This window comes from Streptomyces pseudovenezuelae, from assembly GCF_001513955.1.
Classification (GTDB): Bacteria; Actinomycetota; Actinomycetes; order Streptomycetales; family Streptomycetaceae; genus Streptomyces; species Streptomyces pseudovenezuelae.
Genome location: NZ_KQ948148.1, coordinates 736,392 through 753,754, shown reverse-complemented (window position 1 = coordinate 753,754; position 17,363 = coordinate 736,392). Strand labels below are relative to the sequence as shown.

The 17,363-nt window shown below is 72.4% G+C and carries 15 protein-coding genes and 1 tRNA gene; 9 read left to right on the top strand and 7 right to left on the bottom strand.

What is annotated here, in order from left to right; genetic code table 11:
• Positions 1 to 886: 886 nt before the first annotated feature.
• Complete coding sequence (locus tag AQI94_RS23725) at positions 887 to 1,201, bottom strand: hypothetical protein (protein WP_031049272.1); 315 nt, start codon at positions 1,199 to 1,201, stop codon at positions 887 to 889.
• Positions 1,202 to 1,548: 347 nt separating this feature from the next.
• Here AQI94_RS23725 and AQI94_RS23720 point away from each other — a divergent pair, with 347 nt between their 5' ends.
• Both AQI94_RS23720 and AQI94_RS23715 read left to right on the top strand, forming a co-directional pair.
• The gene (locus AQI94_RS23720; protein WP_062229916.1) at positions 1,549 to 2,421 is read left to right on the top strand and encodes a bifunctional DNA primase/polymerase; all 873 of its coding nucleotides are present in this window, start codon (positions 1,549 to 1,551) and stop codon (positions 2,419 to 2,421) included.
• Between the two features lie 61 nt (positions 2,422 to 2,482).
• Positions 2,483 to 2,914 (top strand): hypothetical protein, encoded by a 432-nt coding sequence (locus AQI94_RS23715; protein ID WP_031050743.1) that lies wholly within the window; start codon positions 2,483 to 2,485, stop codon positions 2,912 to 2,914.
• Between the two features lie 515 nt (positions 2,915 to 3,429).
• Here AQI94_RS23715 and AQI94_RS23710 read toward each other — a convergent pair.
• From AQI94_RS23710 to AQI94_RS23700, 3 genes are all read right to left on the bottom strand, one after another.
• Positions 3,430 to 3,516 (bottom strand) — tRNA-Ser (locus AQI94_RS23710).
• A 143-nt stretch (positions 3,517 to 3,659) separates the two neighbouring features.
• The gene (locus AQI94_RS45720) at positions 3,660 to 3,827 is read right to left on the bottom strand and encodes a hypothetical protein (RefSeq protein WP_225890247.1); all 168 of its coding nucleotides are present in this window, start codon (positions 3,825 to 3,827) and stop codon (positions 3,660 to 3,662) included.
• A 463-nt stretch (positions 3,828 to 4,290) separates the two neighbouring features.
• Positions 4,291 to 5,775: a S1C family serine protease gene (locus AQI94_RS23700; protein ID WP_031050746.1), complete on the bottom strand. Its 1,485-nt coding sequence runs from the start codon at positions 5,773 to 5,775 to the stop codon at positions 4,291 to 4,293.
• Positions 5,776 to 6,033: 258 nt separating this feature from the next.
• Here AQI94_RS23700 and AQI94_RS23695 point away from each other — a divergent pair, with 258 nt between their 5' ends.
• From AQI94_RS23695 to AQI94_RS23685, 3 genes are all read left to right on the top strand, one after another.
• Complete coding sequence (locus AQI94_RS23695) at positions 6,034 to 6,861, top strand: glycerophosphodiester phosphodiesterase (RefSeq protein ID WP_031050749.1); 828 nt, start codon at positions 6,034 to 6,036, stop codon at positions 6,859 to 6,861.
• Between the two features lie 58 nt (positions 6,862 to 6,919).
• A complete protein-coding gene (locus tag AQI94_RS23690) occupies positions 6,920 to 7,555 on the top strand; it encodes an ATP-binding protein (protein ID WP_037943385.1) in 636 nt (211 codons plus the stop codon).
• 124 nt (positions 7,556 to 7,679) lie between these two features.
• The gene (locus tag AQI94_RS23685) at positions 7,680 to 8,669 is read left to right on the top strand and encodes a DUF5926 family protein (protein WP_031050754.1); all 990 of its coding nucleotides are present in this window, start codon (positions 7,680 to 7,682) and stop codon (positions 8,667 to 8,669) included.
• A 244-nt stretch (positions 8,670 to 8,913) separates the two neighbouring features.
• Here AQI94_RS23685 and AQI94_RS23680 read toward each other — a convergent pair whose 3' ends face one another.
• Both AQI94_RS23680 and AQI94_RS23675 read right to left on the bottom strand, forming a co-directional pair.
• A complete protein-coding gene (locus AQI94_RS23680) occupies positions 8,914 to 9,543 on the bottom strand; it encodes a hypothetical protein (RefSeq protein ID WP_051832480.1) in 630 nt (209 codons plus the stop codon).
• A gap of 56 nt (positions 9,544 to 9,599) precedes the next feature.
• Positions 9,600 to 10,265 (bottom strand): bifunctional DNA primase/polymerase, encoded by a 666-nt coding sequence (locus tag AQI94_RS23675; protein WP_062229915.1) that lies wholly within the window; start codon positions 10,263 to 10,265, stop codon positions 9,600 to 9,602.
• Positions 10,266 to 10,717: 452 nt separating this feature from the next.
• On the opposite strand from AQI94_RS23675, the gene AQI94_RS23670 reads away from it, so the two are divergent.
• From AQI94_RS23670 to AQI94_RS23655, 4 genes are all read left to right on the top strand, one after another.
• Positions 10,718 to 12,229: a PP2C family protein-serine/threonine phosphatase gene (locus AQI94_RS23670; RefSeq protein WP_199814358.1), complete on the top strand. Its 1,512-nt coding sequence runs from the start codon at positions 10,718 to 10,720 to the stop codon at positions 12,227 to 12,229.
• Between the two features lie 82 nt (positions 12,230 to 12,311).
• Positions 12,312 to 13,778 (top strand): aminopeptidase P family protein, encoded by a 1,467-nt coding sequence (locus AQI94_RS23665; protein WP_031051187.1) that lies wholly within the window; start codon positions 12,312 to 12,314, stop codon positions 13,776 to 13,778.
• 62 nt (positions 13,779 to 13,840) lie between these two features.
• The gene (gene pdxR, locus AQI94_RS23660; protein WP_037943463.1) at positions 13,841 to 15,181 is read left to right on the top strand and encodes a MocR-like pyridoxine biosynthesis transcription factor PdxR; all 1,341 of its coding nucleotides are present in this window, start codon (positions 13,841 to 13,843) and stop codon (positions 15,179 to 15,181) included.
• Positions 15,182 to 15,233: 52 nt separating this feature from the next.
• A complete protein-coding gene (locus AQI94_RS23655) occupies positions 15,234 to 16,481 on the top strand; it encodes an MFS transporter (RefSeq protein WP_031051192.1) in 1,248 nt (415 codons plus the stop codon).
• A gap of 41 nt (positions 16,482 to 16,522) precedes the next feature.
• Here the strand turns inward: AQI94_RS23655 and AQI94_RS23650 are convergent, their stop codons facing one another.
• On the bottom strand, positions 16,523 to 17,356 hold the full coding sequence (locus AQI94_RS23650; protein ID WP_062229914.1) for a triphosphoribosyl-dephospho-CoA synthase: 834 nt from the start codon (positions 17,354 to 17,356) through the stop codon (positions 16,523 to 16,525).
• Positions 17,357 to 17,363: the final 7 nt, after the last annotated feature.

Sequence of the window (17,363 nt, the reverse complement as noted above, 5' to 3'; positions counted from 1 at the left end):
ACCGTCGGTCCCTGCCTGGAGCGACGCGCCACCCACCGGGCGACGGGCCTCCGGGCCGACGAACGGACCGTGGGCCTCCCGGCTGACGAACGGACCGCGGTCCTCCCGCCCCACGACCGGACCGACCGCCTCCCCGGCCCCTGGCCCACCCGCCGATTCACTCGCGCCGAGGGCCTTCGACGGGGCCACCCCGCCATCCGGGCAGTGGGCCTCTCGCCCCGCGACCGGACCGACCGCTTCCCCGGCTCCGGACCCACCCGCCGGCTCACCCGCACCGCGGGACTTCGACCGGACCACCACGTCATCGCGGCCATGTGCCTCCGGGTCGGACGTCAGGTCGTGCGGATCGTCGGTCCCGGACTCACTCATCGACTCACTCGCACCGCGGGACGTCGAGCGGGCCACCACATCATCCTGGCCATGCGCCTCCGGGCCGCGGGGCTCCGGGCCCGGCGTCAGGCTGTGCGGATCGTCGGTCCCGGACTCACGCACCGGCGCACTCGCACCGCGGGACTTCAACGGGGCCGCCACGTCATCCGGGCCCTGCGCCTCCCGCCCGACGACCGGACCGACCGCCTCCCGGGCCCCCGGCCCACCCGCCGGCTCACCCGCACCGCGGGACTTCGACCGGACCACCACGTCATCCCGGCCGTAGGCCTGCGGGCCCTGGGCCTCCCGCCCGGACGTCAGGTCGTGCGGATCGTCGGTCATGGCGACAACCTCCTTGTCCGCAAGATTTCCTGACTGTCCGTCAGATCTGGTGCGGTGTCAAGGTCGCCGCAGGCGCCCGCGCACACGCCTGCGCGGCGGCGCCGAAGCGCCGCCGCGCGGTCGTGTCCCACCCCATGAAGCACACCCCCCGGCGAGGGCCGTCAGCCCTCGCGGATCACCACCACAAGGGGGTGAAGTTGACGGACGTGTTGTTGTTCCCCTGGTTGATGGCCGTGAACGCGGAGCCGTTGACCTGCGCCGTGTTGCTCTGGTTCGACGCCCCGGAGCCGACGGCACTCTGCTGTGTCGTGGACGAGTTGCCCTTGTTGTCGTGTCCGACACCGCTGCCCACGATGCTCGCGACTCCCGCGTTCGATCCGTCGTCCGCGAAGCCGCCGTTGTCCGCTGCCGCGACGCCGGTGAAGAGTGCGACGGCGAGCGGGAGGGCGGAGACGGCGGCGATGACGCGAGCGGTACGGATGCTTGCCATGGTGTTTCCTCCAGAACCCGGCCTGTGACCGGTAGTGCGTCAAGTAAGGCTGTTTCCAGGGAAGTTGGCCGACCGCCCCGGTGCTGTGCACGACGTCGCGAGATCAGAGTTGCCCACCGAATCCCCGGCGAACCAGAGCGGAAGCGGTTATTCCCCCTGAAGCGTGAGGACAAGTCGATAAACCCCTTTCGCGACTTCACGGAGAAGAGCGGGATGATCCGGACTCTTGATCGTCAAGCGGGACAACAGAGGAAGCGTTCCGGCACTTTTCCGGCCAATCCCAGGACCTCGGCGCGTCGCACCCGCCACCCCTTCCCTTTTTCGAACACACGTACGAACATGGAGACATGGCCACCACCGACCGGCAGGCCACGACGCTGGCCCTCGCCCACGCCCTGTCAGCCGCCGAGCGCGGGCTGGCCGTCATCCCCCTGTCCCGCACCAAGCTCCCCGCCCTGCGCTCCCCCCACCGCGACGACGGCCTCCTGGCCACCCCCTGCCACGGCGAGTGCGGCGCGTTCGGCCACGGGGTCTACGACGCCTCGACCGACCCCGTCCGCATCCGCGAGCTCTTCGCCGCGGCGCCCTGGGCCACGGGTTACGGCATCGCGTGCGGTCTGCCACCCCACCATCTGATCGGCGTGGACCTGGACACCAAGTCGGGCACGGACTCCTCGGCGGCCCTGCGCGAACTGGCCCTGCGCCACCTCTTCACGATCCCCGACACGGTCGTCGTCCTGACCCCGAGCGGCGGCCGCCACCTGTGGCTGACCGGCCCGCCCGACGCCGCCGTGCCCAACTCGGCGGGCCGACTCGCCCCCGGCATCGACATCCGGGGCGCCGGCGGCTACCTCGTCGGCCCCGGCTCCCGCACCGACCACGGCACCTACTCCACAGCCCCCGGCACCGCCCACCTCGCCCCCGCGGCCTGCCCGCCGGCCCTGCTGCACCTGCTGCTGCCCCCGCCCCGCCCCACCCACCCCGCCACCCATCCCTCGGCCGGCGACCGGGGCCAGGGGCTCGTGCAGTTCGTCCTCGCCGCCCACGAGGGCCAGCGCAACACCCGCCTCTTCTGGGCCGCCTGCCGCGCCTACGAGAACGGCATCGGATCGGCGCTGGTCGCCCCCTTGGTGGACGCGGCCCGCACCACGGGACTCACGGAACGCGAGGCACGGGCGACGATCGCGTCGGCGGCACGGATGACCGGCCGCCGGCCATAGAGCAGAGCCACCCGCACCACCAGAACCACCCGCACCATGGGAGCGCCACAGAGTGCCGATCATGACCCTGTCCCGGCTCGTCCTGACCTCCGGCCGCAGGGTCGACCTCGGGGAGCTGCGCCTGACGTCGACGTACGGCGGGATGCTGGACGGCTACCCGTGCAGACCGGTCAACGAGCTGCGGATCAAAGGCCTGCTGCGATCGGCCGAACACGACTACCCGACCGCCCCCGTGCACCTGATACCGCCGCCGCACGAGTACCCGGACCACTACCCGGGCGCCTTCGGTCCGGTCGAGATGCTGCCGGCGGTGGCCTGCGTCGGCGTCTTCCGCTCCACGGCCCTGACCCCGTCCCGCGACCCCGTCCTGCACGGCAGCCACCTCACGATCATCTGGTTCCAGCCCCACGCACGCGTGCCGTCGGAATGCGACGCGCAGGAGGGGCTGCGGGAGGTCGCGTGGGAGGAACTGGCGCGCGACTACGAGCTGTAGGCCGGGAAAAACCCGTTTCCGATCACCGCAATGGCGCGGCCCACGGTCAAGGCCGTGGCTCCGGCGGGGAATCGGCCGACACCGGGATGGAGGGGGCGCCGTTCCCGACTGCGAGTCCGTAGTGGCGTGCGCGGGGTGCTCCCATCCCGTCCACCATCGACCCAGGCAGAGCCGAGCAGACGCGGCCCATGGCGTCCAGGTCGTTCGTACAGTGGTGAGTTGAAGGGGGCTCGACGAGGCGCAAGCTGAAGATCAGTACGCCGTACCGTCGTCGCCAGTCACGGGCTTCGCGCAGTCGAGCATGTACTCAAGAAAGTCGCGGTCGTGCTGCGGGTAATCGGGGATACGTCGAGCCCGGAGGGAGCCGATCCGTGGCTGTGCGGTCATGCCGCGAGGCTGGCGTGCCCCTCACGTGCCCGATCGAGCGGGAAGTTACGGGGAACCACGGGCAATCGCGGTGCGACCATACGAGAACGGCCCCCGACCAAGTTGCCTGGTCAGGGGCCGTTCACCTGCGGTGGGTGTGGGATTTGAACCCACGGTGACATCGCTGCCACGACGGTTTTCAAGACCGTTCCCTTAGGCCGCTCGGGCAACCCACCTCGCCCCGTCCCACCTGGGGCGGGGCGGGTACAGCGTACCGGCCTCCGGTGGCGGGCGGAGCGCGTGGCCCACACAAGGTCCCGTGGCTCAGGCCGGCACCGGGCAAGGCTACTGGCGTCCGGCCGTTCCCCCTCTCCAGTGCCTACTTGAGGGCTGTGCCCCCGGCGTGGCGATAGGCGATCGTCTTGTTGATCGGGTTTCGGCCGTCGGTCTCGACCGAGGTCTGCTCCTGCTGCCCCGCGCAGAACAGCAGGCCGGCGATGTGCGCGTTCGCCACCTGGTCCATGTGCCCGAAGAACCAGTCGACCATGTGGTCCTTGTATAGAACTTCAGCGAGGCGGCGGCCTTCTGGTCGGTCCAGAAGTTGTCATGGCCGCCGTGGGCCGGCTGTGCGCACCAGCCCGCGTCGCGGTCCGACACGTCGGCGACCAGGAAGTCGGCGTTCTGCGCCCCGCGGTTCGCGTAGTCCTTGGCGCACTTCTGCATGTCATCGAGATGAGGCAGCGGGAGAGTCCGGCGGCGCTGTTCTCCTGCGCCCCGCAGTCCGTCGGATTCGCGGCCGACACCTGCGCGGCAGCATTGTGCGGATCACCGAGCGAGCGGACATAGCCCCTCTTTTTTTCTCCGCCCGGCCGGGCGGATGCCGGTTCTGCCCCGCCGTGGACGACGCAGAGGCCCCGGAGTGATCCGGGGCCTCTGCTAAGGCGCTCCCCTCGCCGCTGGTGGCCGCGGCGCGGGGAGCAGGGGGACAGGTGGGGACGGCCGCGTGTCGATCAGCTGTCGCCGGTGCGGGAGCTCAGGGTGAGGTCGACCGTGCGGGTCTTGCCGTCGCGTTCGTAGGTGATCTTGACCTTGTCGCCGGGCTTGTGGGTCCAGATCTCGCCGATCAGGGTGGGCCCGGAGTCGATGACGTGGTCGTCCAGCTTGGTGATGACGTCGCCGGGCTTGAGGCCGGCCTTCGCGGCGGGGCCGCCCGCCTCGACCGGGGCGGAGCCGCCGGCACCCTCGGTGGTGATCTTCGCGCCGCCCGTGGAGTCCTCCAGGGAGACGGAGGCCCCGATCTTGGCGTAGACCGGCTTGCCGGTCTTGATCAGCTGCTGGGCGACGTACTTGGCCTGGTTGATCGGGATGGCGAAGCCGAGGCCGATCGAGCCGGACTGGCTGGTGCCGCCGAGGCCGCCGCCGCTGGTGGACTGGATCGCGGAGTTGATGCCGATCACGTTGCCCTGAGCGTCGAGGAGGGGGCCTCCCGAGTTGCCCGGGTTGATCGACGCGTCCGTCTGCAGGGCGCTCATGTAGGAGGCGTTGCTGCCGCTGCCGTCGCTGGAGGCCACCGGGCGGTTCTTCGCGCTGATGATGCCCGTCGTGACGGTGTTGGACAGGCCGAAGGGGGCACCGATCGCGATCGTGGAGTCGCCGACCGCCACCTGGTCGGAGTTGCCCAGGGTGAGCGGCTTGAGGTCGCCCGGCGCGTTCTTGAGCTTGATGACGGCCACGTCGTAGCCCTGCGCGTGGCCGACCACCTCGGCGTCGTACTTCTTGCCGTTGGGGAAGGTGGCGGTCAGCTTGCCGCCGTCGACCGCGTCGGCGACCACGTGGTTGTTGGTGACGATGTGGCCCTGGGTGTCGAAGACGAAGCCGGTGCCGGTGCCGCCCTCGCCGTTGGTGGACTCGGCCTCGATGGTGACCGTGCTGGGCAGGGCCCGCTGCGCCACGCCCGCGACGGTACCGGCGTCCCGCTTGACGCTGCCGCCGCTGTCGGAGGCGGACAGGGTCGTGGAGGAGCCGTTGTCGTTGTTCTTGGCCAGGGTGTAGCCGAGACCACCGCCGAGGCCGCCGGCGACCAGCGCGGCCACCAGGATCGCGGCGACGAGACCACCGCGGCCGTTCTTCGGCTTCGGCGTCGGCTGCTGGTAGCCCGCGCCCCAGACACCCGTAGGACCGGCGCCGCCCGCACCGGCACCGCCCGCACCGCCGTCGGCGTACGACGGGGTGGCCGGAGGCTGTGGCGGCGGCCAGGCGCCCTCGGGACCGCCCGGGCCGCCGTGCGGCTGCCCCTGTGCCGAGGCGTACGCCGGAGCCGGTCCCGCGTGCACGAGTTCCGGACCCTGGGCGCCACCGGAGGGGTGCGGCGGGATCGGAGTGGTGGGGGCGCCCGCGTCGGGGGCCTGGGGTGCCGAAGCCGCGGGAGCGTCCACCGGCACGGGGGGTGCTGACGGGGCCGGGGGTACCGCGGTGCCCTCGTTCTCGGTGCTCACAGCTTCTCTCCTCGGTCCACGGCTGTCGGTTGTCGGTCGCACTCGGTCACGCTCGGCCAGTGCCGCTTCATGTCCGGCGTGCGTCAGCTGTGCATGTCCTTTTGTATGCCGTCAGCTTTTCCCACGGGCCGTCAGGGCACCATAAGCGGTGCCTGTGGGTCTGTGGCTGCTCTTTATATAGGCCATGCAAGACAAATGAGGCGCAATCCATATGCCTCCGTTCGCACGCGTACCCCCGAGCGGTGGCACCATGACGCGGTGACCCACGCACGGCAGCAGCTGACTCAAGTCGTCGCCCACCGCGGAGCCTCGGAAGACGCTCCCGAGCACACGCTCGCCGCGTACCGCAAGGCGATCGAGGACGGTGCGGACGCCCTCGAATGCGATGTACGCCTCACGGCCGACGGCCATCTCGTGTGCGTCCACGACCGACGGGTCAACCGTACGTCCAACGGCCGCGGAGCGGTCTCGGCCCTGGAGCTCGCCGACCTGGCCGCCCTGGACTTCGGCTCGCGCAGGACGCGGGAGTTCTGGCGCACCCGGGACGAGGAGCCGGACTGGGTGTTCCGGCCCGAGGACCGGGAGGACACCTCCGTCCTCACCCTGGAGCGGCTGCTCGAACTCGTCGCCGACGCGGGGCGGCGGGTGGAGATGGCCATCGAGACCAAGCACCCGACGCGCTGGGCGGGACAGGTCGAGGAGCGGCTGCTGGCGCTGCTGAAGCGGTTCGGCCTGGACGCGCCCGCCTCCGCCGCCGAGTCGCCGATCAGGGTCATGAGTTTCTCGGCCCGGTCACTGCATCGCGTGCGTGCCGCCTCGCCGACCCTGCCCACGGTCTATCTGCTGCAGTTCGTCTCGCCCCGGCTGCGGGACGGCCGGCTGCCCGCGGGGGTGCGCATCGCCGGACCCTCGATCCGGATCGTGCGCAACCACCCCGGATACATCGAGCGCCTGAAGCGGGCGGGCCACCAGGTGCACGTGTGGACCGTGAACGAGCCCGAGGACGTGGACCTCTGCGTAGAGCTCGGCGTCGACGCCATCATCACCAACCGCCCGCGCGCGGTGCTCGACCGACTGGGCCGCTGACGTCCCCTCCGTCACAGGGTGTGCCCCGGCGCGTTCGGTGCGTGTTCGACCGTTGCGAATGCGTCGGCGGAACGTGATTGGCCGGTTTCCGGTACAGGCCAATGGGGCATCCACACCGTGGCGTGGGGCGAAGGAGGTCTCGGGGGTGGCGTTGGTGGTGGCACAGGAGGTGCCCACGTCGTCGAGCATGGCCGTACCCCATGGCCCTGCGGGCGTGGGGGAAGCGAGACACCGTATGCGCGTGCAGCTGCGCAGGGGTGGCGTGGCGGAATCGGTCATCGACGACGCCGTACTGATTCTTTCCGAACTCTTGAGCAACGCGTGCAAGCACGGCCGGCCGCTGGGCGACGCCCTGGCCGGGGACGGCGACGTCCGCGCCGCCTGGCGGGTGGACGCGGGCGGCAGGCTCACGGTCGAGGTGACGGACGGCGGCGGACCCACCCGCCCGGCTCCGGCCACCCCCTCGGTCACCGCGCACGGCGGCCGCGGGCTCAACATCATCACCGCGCTGGCCGACGACTGGGGCGTCAGGGACGACGCCCGGGGCGAGGTCACGGTCTGGGTGATCGTCCACTCGGACGTTCACGATCCGGACGCCGGCCGCCGGCGGAGCGACTTCGCCGCGCGGGTCGTGGCCCCGTCGGTGGCGATACCCGACCTGGACTTCTCGGACGCGTTCGACGATCTCGGCTGAGGCGACCGGGCCCGGACGTCCGAGCAGGATGCCCGGGTGGTTGTCCACAGGCTCCCGTCGGCCAAGTCGCAAGCGGCTAGGCTCGCGCCCGTACGAGACGAGCCGTAACCGGGAGACAGCCACGATGGCCAAGAAGCGACCCCAGACGAAGGCCAAGCGCCCGCAGACCACGGATGGCGCCCGCGGCGCAGGCGCCGATGGTCGGATCCCGGTCGTCGGCGCGCGCGAACCCTGCCCGTGCGGCAGCGGCCGCCGCTACAAGGCCTGCCACGGCCGGGCCGCCGCACAGGCCGCGACCGAGCTGGTGCACCGCCCCTTCGAGGGCCTCGCCGGCGAGGGCGACTGGGTTGCCCTGCGCGAGCTGGTCCCCGCCGCCACGGTCGGGCTGACCCTCAGGAGCGGTCTCCCCGAGGGCGTCCCGTCGGTCACGCTGGCCACGGTCCTGCCGATGGCCTGGCCCGCCCTGCGCCGCGACGACGGCTCGGTACTGCTCGGCCTGCAGAACGACACGGCGTCGGGTGACATCAGCCGCGACCTCGCCGACACCCTCCAGCGCGCGCTCACCGCGGCCCCGGGCACCCCGGTCGAGGGCCGGCGCGCTCCCGCCGACGGTCCGCGACTGCAGGATCTGCTCGACCCCGAAGGCGCCTTCGAGCCAGTTGTGCACGAGGGCTTCGAGTTCTGGGTCCCGGACGCGGAGAACGCCACGCCTGAGGTGACCGCCTCCCTGGAGCGGGCCAACGCGGCGGCCATCCCGACCGTCCGGCTGACCGGCGTCGACGCCGCCTACTGGTGCGAAACGCCGGACAAGAACCACCTGCGCTGGGTCATGCCGCACCCCGAGGAGCAACTTCTGGACGCGCTCGCGCGACTGCACGCGGCCGGGAAGTCGAGCCTCGGCGAGGGCACCCGGCTCGTCGGTTCCTTCCGCGCCCACGGCCTGACCGTCCCGGTCTGGGACCTGCCGAGCGGGGTCACCGCGGAGGACATCGAGAAGCCGGCCGCCGAGTTCGCCGAGCGTCTCGCGGGCGCTCTGGCCACGGACGCACCGCTGACCCCCGACGAGCGCCGCGCCCGTGGCGGACTCACCAACCGCCAGGTGACGCTGAGTTGACGAAGCCGGTGCGGCTGACCGGCCGGTCAGTCGCACCGAGCCTCCGCGGAACGGCCACCTCCGTCCACAACTCCCCTCAGGAGTAGGCGAATCGGTGTCCGAATAAGCCAGGGAGCGGAGCGGTCGAATTTGCGAACGGCCGATCTCTTGTTACCGTTCCAATAGCCCGGTTGCTGGTGCATCCCCCGTCGCCAGCAACCGGGTCTTTCTGTGCCCGGGCAGCTTTACGGAACGGCAGCGCGCGTCAACTGCCCGTAGTTTCCCCGGAGTTGCTCCCGGTTCGCAGCAGCAGTGGTCCGCTGCCCCGCCGGGCGAACTCCGCGACCGCCGTGTAGTCGGTGGGCGCTCCCCGGGTGTGTTCCCGGGGTGTCTCACAGCTGTCCGGCTCGTCCCCGGCACTCACCGCGCAGTGCAGCTGCACCGTGCGCCCGCCGGGGCCCATGAAGCTGAGCGCGGCGTCCAGCACCGCGCCGGTCGCGTTGCGGTAGTAGGTCCGCGCCCAGGTCTCCTCGCCCTGCGTGAGCACACAGGTCTGCGCCTCGATGCCGTCGGGGGAGGTCAGTTCGGGACCGCAGCGCGCGGCGGTGGCGAGACCCAGGCCGAGCAGCAGCGGGGCGCGTCCGGCGCCGGCCCGGGGCGCCTTGTAGTCGTCGGCCGCCGACGACCGTACGGCCGAGGGGTCCGCGGACGGTCGTACGGCGGGGGGCTCCGCGGGGCGCACGAGATCGCGTACGACCGTGCGGCCTCCGTCGCCCACCTGTCCCGCGGAGGCCACGGCCAGGGGCAGCGCGATCGCGCACACCACGATGCCCGACAGGGCGAGCAGACGAACCCATCGGGGGTCTGGGGGTCGTCCCCCGGAATGTCGCAGCATGAAGCGGACGATAACGACCTGGCGCGGGCACCCGGTTCCGCCCGCGCCCGACACCCTTACAACTCGGGCGCGCTCACACCCGTACGAGTGAGGGCCTCGACCACGGCGTCCACCACGGCCTCGACATCGGGGACCCACGGGGAGGCGGAGCCCGGCAGCGGGGCCCGCTCCCAGGTGATGTCGCCGTGGCCGGTCTCGGACGGCGGCAGGGCGAGGTAGCCGCCCTCGCCGTGGAAGCGCAGGGAACCGGGGACGTGGTCCTGGGCGTACAGCAGCTCGCCCAGCTGCTCCATGGAGTACGGCTTGACGAGGAACGCCCAGCGGGTCGGCGCGGCGATCACCGGGCCGAGTCGCATGCCCTCGCGGTCGAGCGCGGCCAGGGCGCGGGCGGCCGGCAGGGCCGGCAGGCTGACCGCGCAGGGGGCGCTGCCGCCGGTGGCCAGGATGATCGGCGCGGCCGGGCGGTTGGTCCACCACCAGCGCACCATGCGCTCGTCCGTGGTGGCCGCGAGCAGCCCCGGGTCGAAGGGGTGGGCACCGGGGACCGTGCACTCCGGGTCGGGGCATCCGCAGCGGGCCCGGCCCTCCGGGTCCGGCGCCACGCCCGGGAGTACGGGCCACTGCCATTCCTTCGCGAAGGTCAGGGCCGCGCTGAACAATTCAGGCCTTCCGTCGCTGCGCTGGGACAGGAGCCTGCGTCGCCTTCCGAGGATCTCGCGCATGAGCGCTCGTTCCTTTCCGTTGCACCGCTGGCAACACCGTGGACCACATCACACCATGTGTCGATCACTTCACTGTGCGTACCTGTTGGCGCATCACACCCTTGTCCGAGACAAGGGGAACCCCATACTGCGTCTATCAAAAGCGCGGGCGTGGCGGGGGGTGGCGAAGTCTGGCGTTTTGCCGTCCCGCGTATTTCTCTCCGCCTCCGCCACGGGAGGATGGGGCTCGATCGTCGGTGGCTAAGACGCCCGGGTCGGTCACCAGGTTCCGGGTGACGGTCCACCACCCCTGGTCCTTACCGAGTACGTACCCATCACGACCGCTGTGACGCTCTGTGGAGCAAGGCCAGTCGACCTCAATACACCGTAACCCGAGGCAGTTTTTAGCCAACTTTACCCGTCAACCCACTCTCCACCGGTTACCCACGGACACCAGGAATCCCGGCAGGACAATGCTGGACATCCCCTTACGAGTGCGTGTACATGTGGAGACACTGCTAGCGGCGCAGAATGACATGGGGGTTTGCGATGCTTTTGAGCAATACGCACCGGTCGGAAAGCCGGACGCCATGAACGCCCCTCACCCTCCGAAAGTGGCCGGAATCGATTCCACGGTTCCCGCACCCGCACACACTGTCGCGCCCGCGCCCGCCGCCCCGGGCACCCCTTCGGTCCCCGCGCCGAACGCACCCGGCGCCCTGCTCCAGGACCGGCTCGCCGGCTGGGTCTCAGACCTGACGACCCTGCACGAACTCACCGAACGCCTCGCCCGCACGGACGCGCTGTCCGACGCCCTCCAGGAACTCCTGCGCGCCGGATCCGCCCTGGTGGGAGCCCGGCGCGCGCTGGTCGTCCTCGAACCGGACGACGGCCTCGGTCCCGACACCACGATCGGCCTCGGCCTCGCCCGCGCCGACCTCGGGCACATCGAGACCGTGCCGCGCAGCGCGATGTCGTACGGCCGCATCCTCGACGGGCTGCCGGGCGGCGACGGTGAGATCGCCCAGCCCGACCTGCTCGCCGAGGACGGCCTCGACCCGCGCCACCGCGAGGTGGCCGCCCGCCTCGGTTACGCGGCCTGCTACGCGCTCCCCCTCGCCACCAACGACGCCGGCCGCCTCGGTGCCGCCGTGTGGCTCTACGACGAGCCCGCCGAGCCGTCCGAGCGCCAGCGCCACCTCGTCGGCCTGTACGTCCGTTACGCCACCGAGCACCTGGCCCGGCTCCTTGAGGTCGAGCGCACCCGCGCGTGCATGGCGACGATGGCGGAGGAGCTGCTGCCGTCCCGGCTCCCCCGTGTCCCCGGCGTCCGGCTCGCCGCCCGGCACCGCACCGGCCCGCGCGGCGGCGGCGACTGGTACGACGCGCTGCCGCTGCCGGACGCGGCACTGGGTCTCGCGGTCGGTTCGGTGACCGGCTCCGGCCCGAGCGCGATCGCCGCGATGGGGCGTCTGAGGGCCTCCCTGCGGGCGTACGCCGTGATGGAGGGCGAGGACCCGGTCGCCGTCCTGTCCGACCTGGAGCTGCTTCTCCGGCTGACCGAGCCGGCCCGCTCCGCCACCGCCCTGTTCGCCTACTGCGAGCCCGCGCTGCGCAAGATCACGCTGGCCGGTGCCGGGCACTGCCCGCCGCTGCTGATCGGTGAGCGGCGCACCGAGTTCGTGGAGACCTCCGTGTCCGCGCCGCTCGGCATGCTCGCCTGCTGGGAGGCGCCGAGCGTGGAGCTGAGCGCCGAGCCCGGAGAGACGGTCCTGCTGTACACCGACGGGCTGCTGCACCGCACCGGTGACGCCACCGACCGCGCCTTCGCGCGTCTGCACGCGGCGGCGGCCGGGGTGCCGAAGGCGCTGCGCGCCGACCCGGACGCCGTGGCCGACCACGTGCTGCGGACCGTGTTGCCGGACGGGCTGGACGGGGCGGACTCCCCGGAGGACGTCGTGCTGCTCGCGGCTCACTTCGAGTAGCGGGTGGTAACAGGTCTTCCGGCCCTGGGCCCCCTTCCGTACGACCGTACGATGGACGGGGTCCAGTGCCGTTTCAAGGAGGATGACCGTGGCCGAAGAACTCACCCCGGCGACCCCGGAAGATGAGTCCGAAGAGCCGATCAAGAAGCGGAAGAACGGCCTCTACCCGGGCGTCTCCGACGAGCTGGCCGAGAGCATGCAGTCCGGCTGGGCGGACACCGAGCTGCGCGACCTGGAGCCGATCGCTCAGGCCGCCGAGACCGCGGCCCGCCGCGCGGCGCTCTCCGCGCGCTTCCCCGGGGAGCGGCTGGTGATCCCGGCGGGCAACCTGAAGACCCGCTCCAACGACACCGAGTACCCCTTCCGGGCCTCCGTCGAGTACGCGTACCTCACGGGCAACCAGACCGAGGACGGCGTGCTCGTCCTGGAGCCCGTCTCCGGCGGCCACACCGCCACGCTGTACCTGCTGCCGCGTTCCGACCGCGAGAACGGTGAGTTCTGGCTGTCGGGTCAGGGTGAGCTGTGGGTCGGACGCCGGCACTCGCTGACCGAGGCGTCGACGCTGTACGGCGTCCCCGTGTCCGACGTGCGGGAGATCGCCGACAAGCTGCGCGAGGCCACCGGCCCGGTGCGGGTCGTACGCGGCTACGACGCCGGCATCGAGGCCGCGCTGACCGACAAGGTCACCGCCGAGCGGGACGAGGAGCTGCGGGTCTTCCTGTCCGAGGCGCGGCTGGTCAAGGACGAGTTCGAGATCGGGGAGCTCCAGAAGGCCGTCGACTCGACGGTGCGGGGCTTCGAGGACGTGGTGAAGGTCCTCGACAAGGCCGAGGCCACCTCCGAGCGCTACATCGAGGGCACCTTCTTCCTGCGCGCGCGGGTCGAGGGCAACGACGTCGGCTACGGCACCATCGCCGCGGCCGGACCGCACGCCTGCACCCTGCACTGGGTGCGCAACGACGGGGCCGTACGGGCGGGTGAGCTGCTGCTCCTGGACGCCGGCGTCGAGACGCACACGTACTACACGGCCGACGTCACGCGGACGCTGCCGATCAACGGCCGGTTCAGCGAGATCCAGAAGAGGATCTACGACGCCGTGTACGACGCCCAGGAGGCCGGGATCGCGGCCGTGAAGCCGGGTGCCAAGTACCGGGACTTCCATGACGCGGCCCAGCGGGTGCTCGCCGAGCGGATCGTGGAGTGGGGCCTGGTCGAGGGCCCGGTGGAGCGGGTCCTGGAGCTGGGTCTCCAGCGGCGCTGGACGCTGCACGGCACCGGGCACATGCTCGGCATGGACGTCCACGACTGCGCCGCCGCGCGGGTGGAGGCGTACGTGGACGGGGTCCTGGAGTCGGGGATGGTGCTGACCGTCGAGCCCGGTCTGTACTTCCAGGCCGACGACCTGACCGTGCCCGAGGAGTACCGGGGCATCGGGGTGCGGATCGAGGACGACATCCTGGTGACGGCCGAGGGGAACCGGAACCTGTCGTCCGGGCTGCCGCGTCGTTCCGACGAGGTGGAGGCGTGGATGGCGGGTCTGAAGGCTTGAGTTTCGGGCGCGGGTGCGTCGTGGCTTGTCGCGCGGTTCCCCGCGCCCCTTAAGTGGGTCCGGTGGACCTGCATCTGGAAGTCATCGCCGGTGAAGGGCGTCGGGTCGGGCTCGAACGAGCCCTGCGCGACGCCGTCCGCGACGGTCAGCTGGCCCCCGGCGCCCGGTTGCCCGCGACTCGACGGCTCGCCGAGGAGTTGGGGGTTTCCCGGGGGACCGTGAAGGCGGCCTATGACCAGCTGATCGCCGAGGGGTTCCTCACCGCTCGGCAAGGGGCCGGTACCGAGGTCGCGCCCCTGCCCGCTCTCGACGCGGCACCCCTGAAGGCCGCGGCACGCGCGCCCGTGCCGCGTTTCGATCTGCGGCCCGGCAGTCCGGACGTCGGCGCCTTCCCGGCCGCCGCCTGGCTCAGGGCCGTGCGGCGGGCCGTCGCGACCGCACCGGTCTCCGCCTACGACTACGGCGATCCCCTGGGACGGATCGAGCTACGGGTCGCGCTCTCCGAATATCTGGGGCGGGCCCGTGGGGTCGTCGCACCGCCCGAGCGGATCGTCGTCACCTCCGGGGCCGTGCAGGGACTCGCTCTGCTCACGCGCGTCCTGGCGGGTGCCGACGTCGCCATGGAGGACCCCGGGCTGCCGTTCCACCGTGAGGTCGTACGGCGCGGTGGCGGGCGGGTGGTGCCGGTGCCCGTCGACGAGCGGGGCGTCGAGGTCGACGGTCTCGGGGACCCCGCGGCCGTCGTCGTCACTCCCGCCCACCAGTACCCGACCGGCGTGACCCTGCACCCCTCGCGGCGGCGGGCGCTGACCGACTGGGCACGCGCGCGTGGGGCGCTGGTCGTCGAGGACGACTACGACGGGGAGTTCCGGTACGACCGGCAGCCCGTCGGGGCGCTCCAGGGGATGGCGCCAGACCGGGTCGTCTACCTGGGGACGGCGTCCAAGACGCTCGGACCCGCGCTCCGGCTCGGCTGGATGGTGCTGCCGCCGCACCTCGTCGGACCCGTCGCCGACGCCAAGCTGCACAGCGACCACAGCACCGAGACCCTCGGTCAGCTGGCGCTCGCCGAACTGATCCGCAGTCACGCCTACGACCGTCACGTGCGCGCGTGCCGGCTCAGATACCGGCGGCGCAGGGACCGGCTCGTGGAGCGGCTGGGGCAGCGCCGGCGGGTCCAGGGGATCGCGGCCGGGCTGCACGCGCTGGTCGAGGTCGGGGACGAGGCGGCGGTGCTGGCGCGGGCCGCGGTGGAGGGGCTCGCAGTGGGGTCCCTCCGGGAGCACTGGCACACGGCGGGGTCCCGCGAGGGGCTCGTCGTGGGATACGGGACGCCCCGGGAGGGGGCGTATCCCGGGGCGCTGGACGCCCTGGCCCGCGTCCTGGAATTGGGCCATTCATAGGCGCTCCTATTGGGCCTGCCCAGCGGTCCACCGCGCTTCTAGTGTCGTTCCCATGACGAACTCACTCGTCCCGCCCGCGGGGCCGCAACGTGTCCTGGCGCTCGCCCAGTTGAGCAACTCCGTCGGGGACGGCGCCTATTACGTGACGTCGGCGCTCTACTTCACGCACGTCGTCGGGCTCGACCCCGCGCGCGTGGGGCTCGGGCTGACCGTCGGATGGGGGGTCGGGTCGATGGTGGGAGTGCCGCTCGGCCGGCTGGCGGACCGGCGCGGGGCGCGCGGTACGGCGGTGCTGCTGGCGCTGGCGACGGGGCTGGCGGTGGCGTCGTTCCTGGTGGTGCGGGACTTCGTGCCGTTCGTCCTGGCGGCCTGTGCCTACGCCTCCGCGCAGTCGGGGCTCGCGGCGGCCCGGCAGGCGCTGCTCGCGGGGCTGGTGTCCGCCCGGGAGCGGACCGGGCTGCTGGCCCACCTCCAGGCGACACTCAACGCCGGACTGGCGGTCGGCGCGGGGCTCGGCGGGCTGGCGCTGCACGCCGGGACGCGGTCGGCGTATCTCGGGGTGTTCGCGGTGGACGCGGTGAGCTTCCTGGTGTGTGCGGGGCTGCTGCTGCGGCTGCCGTCGGTGGCGCCGCGCGGCGCCGTGGACCGGCGTCGAGGCTCCGGAGTGCTGCGCGACCGGCCGTACGCCGTGATCACCCTGCTGAACACCGTCCTGCTGCTGCGGATGCCGCTGCTGAGCCTCGGGATCCCGCTGTGGATCGCCGAGCGGACCGCGGCTCCGACCTGGCTGGTCTCCGCGCTGTTCGTGCTCAACACCGGGGCCGTGATGGTGTTCCAGGTGCGGATGGCCCGCGGGGTGACCGGGCTCGCGTCGGCCACGCGCGCGGTGCGGCGGTCGGGGTGGGTCATGCTGGCGGCCTGCGCGGTGTTCGCGCTGTCGGCGGGGGTCTCGCCGTGGGTGGCCGTGGGGGCGCTGGTCCTCGGGGCGGTGTTGCAGGTGGTGGCCGAGATGGGGCAGTCGGCGGGGTCCTGGCAGCTCTCCTTCGACCTGGCTCCGGCCGAACGGGTCGGCGAGTACCAGGGGTTCTTCGGAACCGGGGTGACGGTGGCCCGGACCCTGGGGCCGCTGGTCCTGACGACGCTGCTCGTCGAGTGGGGCACGCCGGGATGGCTGCTGCTCGGCGGGGCGACGCTGGTGGCGTCGTACGCGATGGGACCGGCGACCAGGCGGGCCGCCTGCCGTGTGCCGGAGACGGACGCCCCCTGCGAGGACGTCGAGGCGCACGCGCTCGCGAACTGACCGACGCTCGACGACCGGCCCTGTGCCAGGCCGACACCGGGTCAGGCCGACACCGGGTCGGCCCGGACCGGAAGCGCGTCCACGAACAGGGCCCCCGCGAGCAACCCCGCGCTGCCGCGAGGGCTCCACGCGCGCGCGTGGAGGTCCGCGTCGAGGGCGAGCAGGGCCTCCCGGCCCGCGGCCGTCGTCGTACCGCCCGCCTCCAGGACCCCGCGGGCGCCCGCCTGGACGTGGCGCAGGCCCAAGGGGCCCGCCGTGTAGAGGAGTTCGGTGTCCTGGAGGGTCGACATCACGGTGAGCAGGGCGTCCAGGCGGGCCTCGGACTCTGCCGCACCCGCCCTGCGGGACCTGTCCAGTGCGTCCAACGCCCGCCGTACGTGCGGGAATCCGGCCCGCGCCTCGCCCCGGGCGCCCGCCGCGCCGTACTTCGCGGACACCGAGGAGCCCCGGGAGGGCCGGCGCGGGGCCCGTCTGTCGCTGTGCGCGGCGATCTTCTTGGCGGCCGCGGACACGTCCGCGGACCGTGCGCCCGGGTCGAGGGCGGCCGCGGCGACCAGCAGACCGAGAGTCCACAGGGCGCCGCGGTGGCCGCCGCCCGCCAGGCCCACCGAGTGCTCGGTGCACCGGCCGATCGCGCCCAGCTCCGCGCGCAGCTGGGGGCTGGGCTCGCCGGTGCGACGGGCGGCGGCGGCCATCGCCGCGAGGCCGGGCGCGAGCGCCCTGGCCGACCAGCGCAGGGAACAGTGGTCCCGACGGGTGGCGCGGGCGCCGAGGTCGCGCGGGTCGGGCAGGCCCGGCTTGGGAACCAGGGCCAGCTGACCGGTCAGCGCGTCCACGGCGGCCAGCGCCAGCGCCTCGTCCTCGCGGCTGCTCACGGCCGTA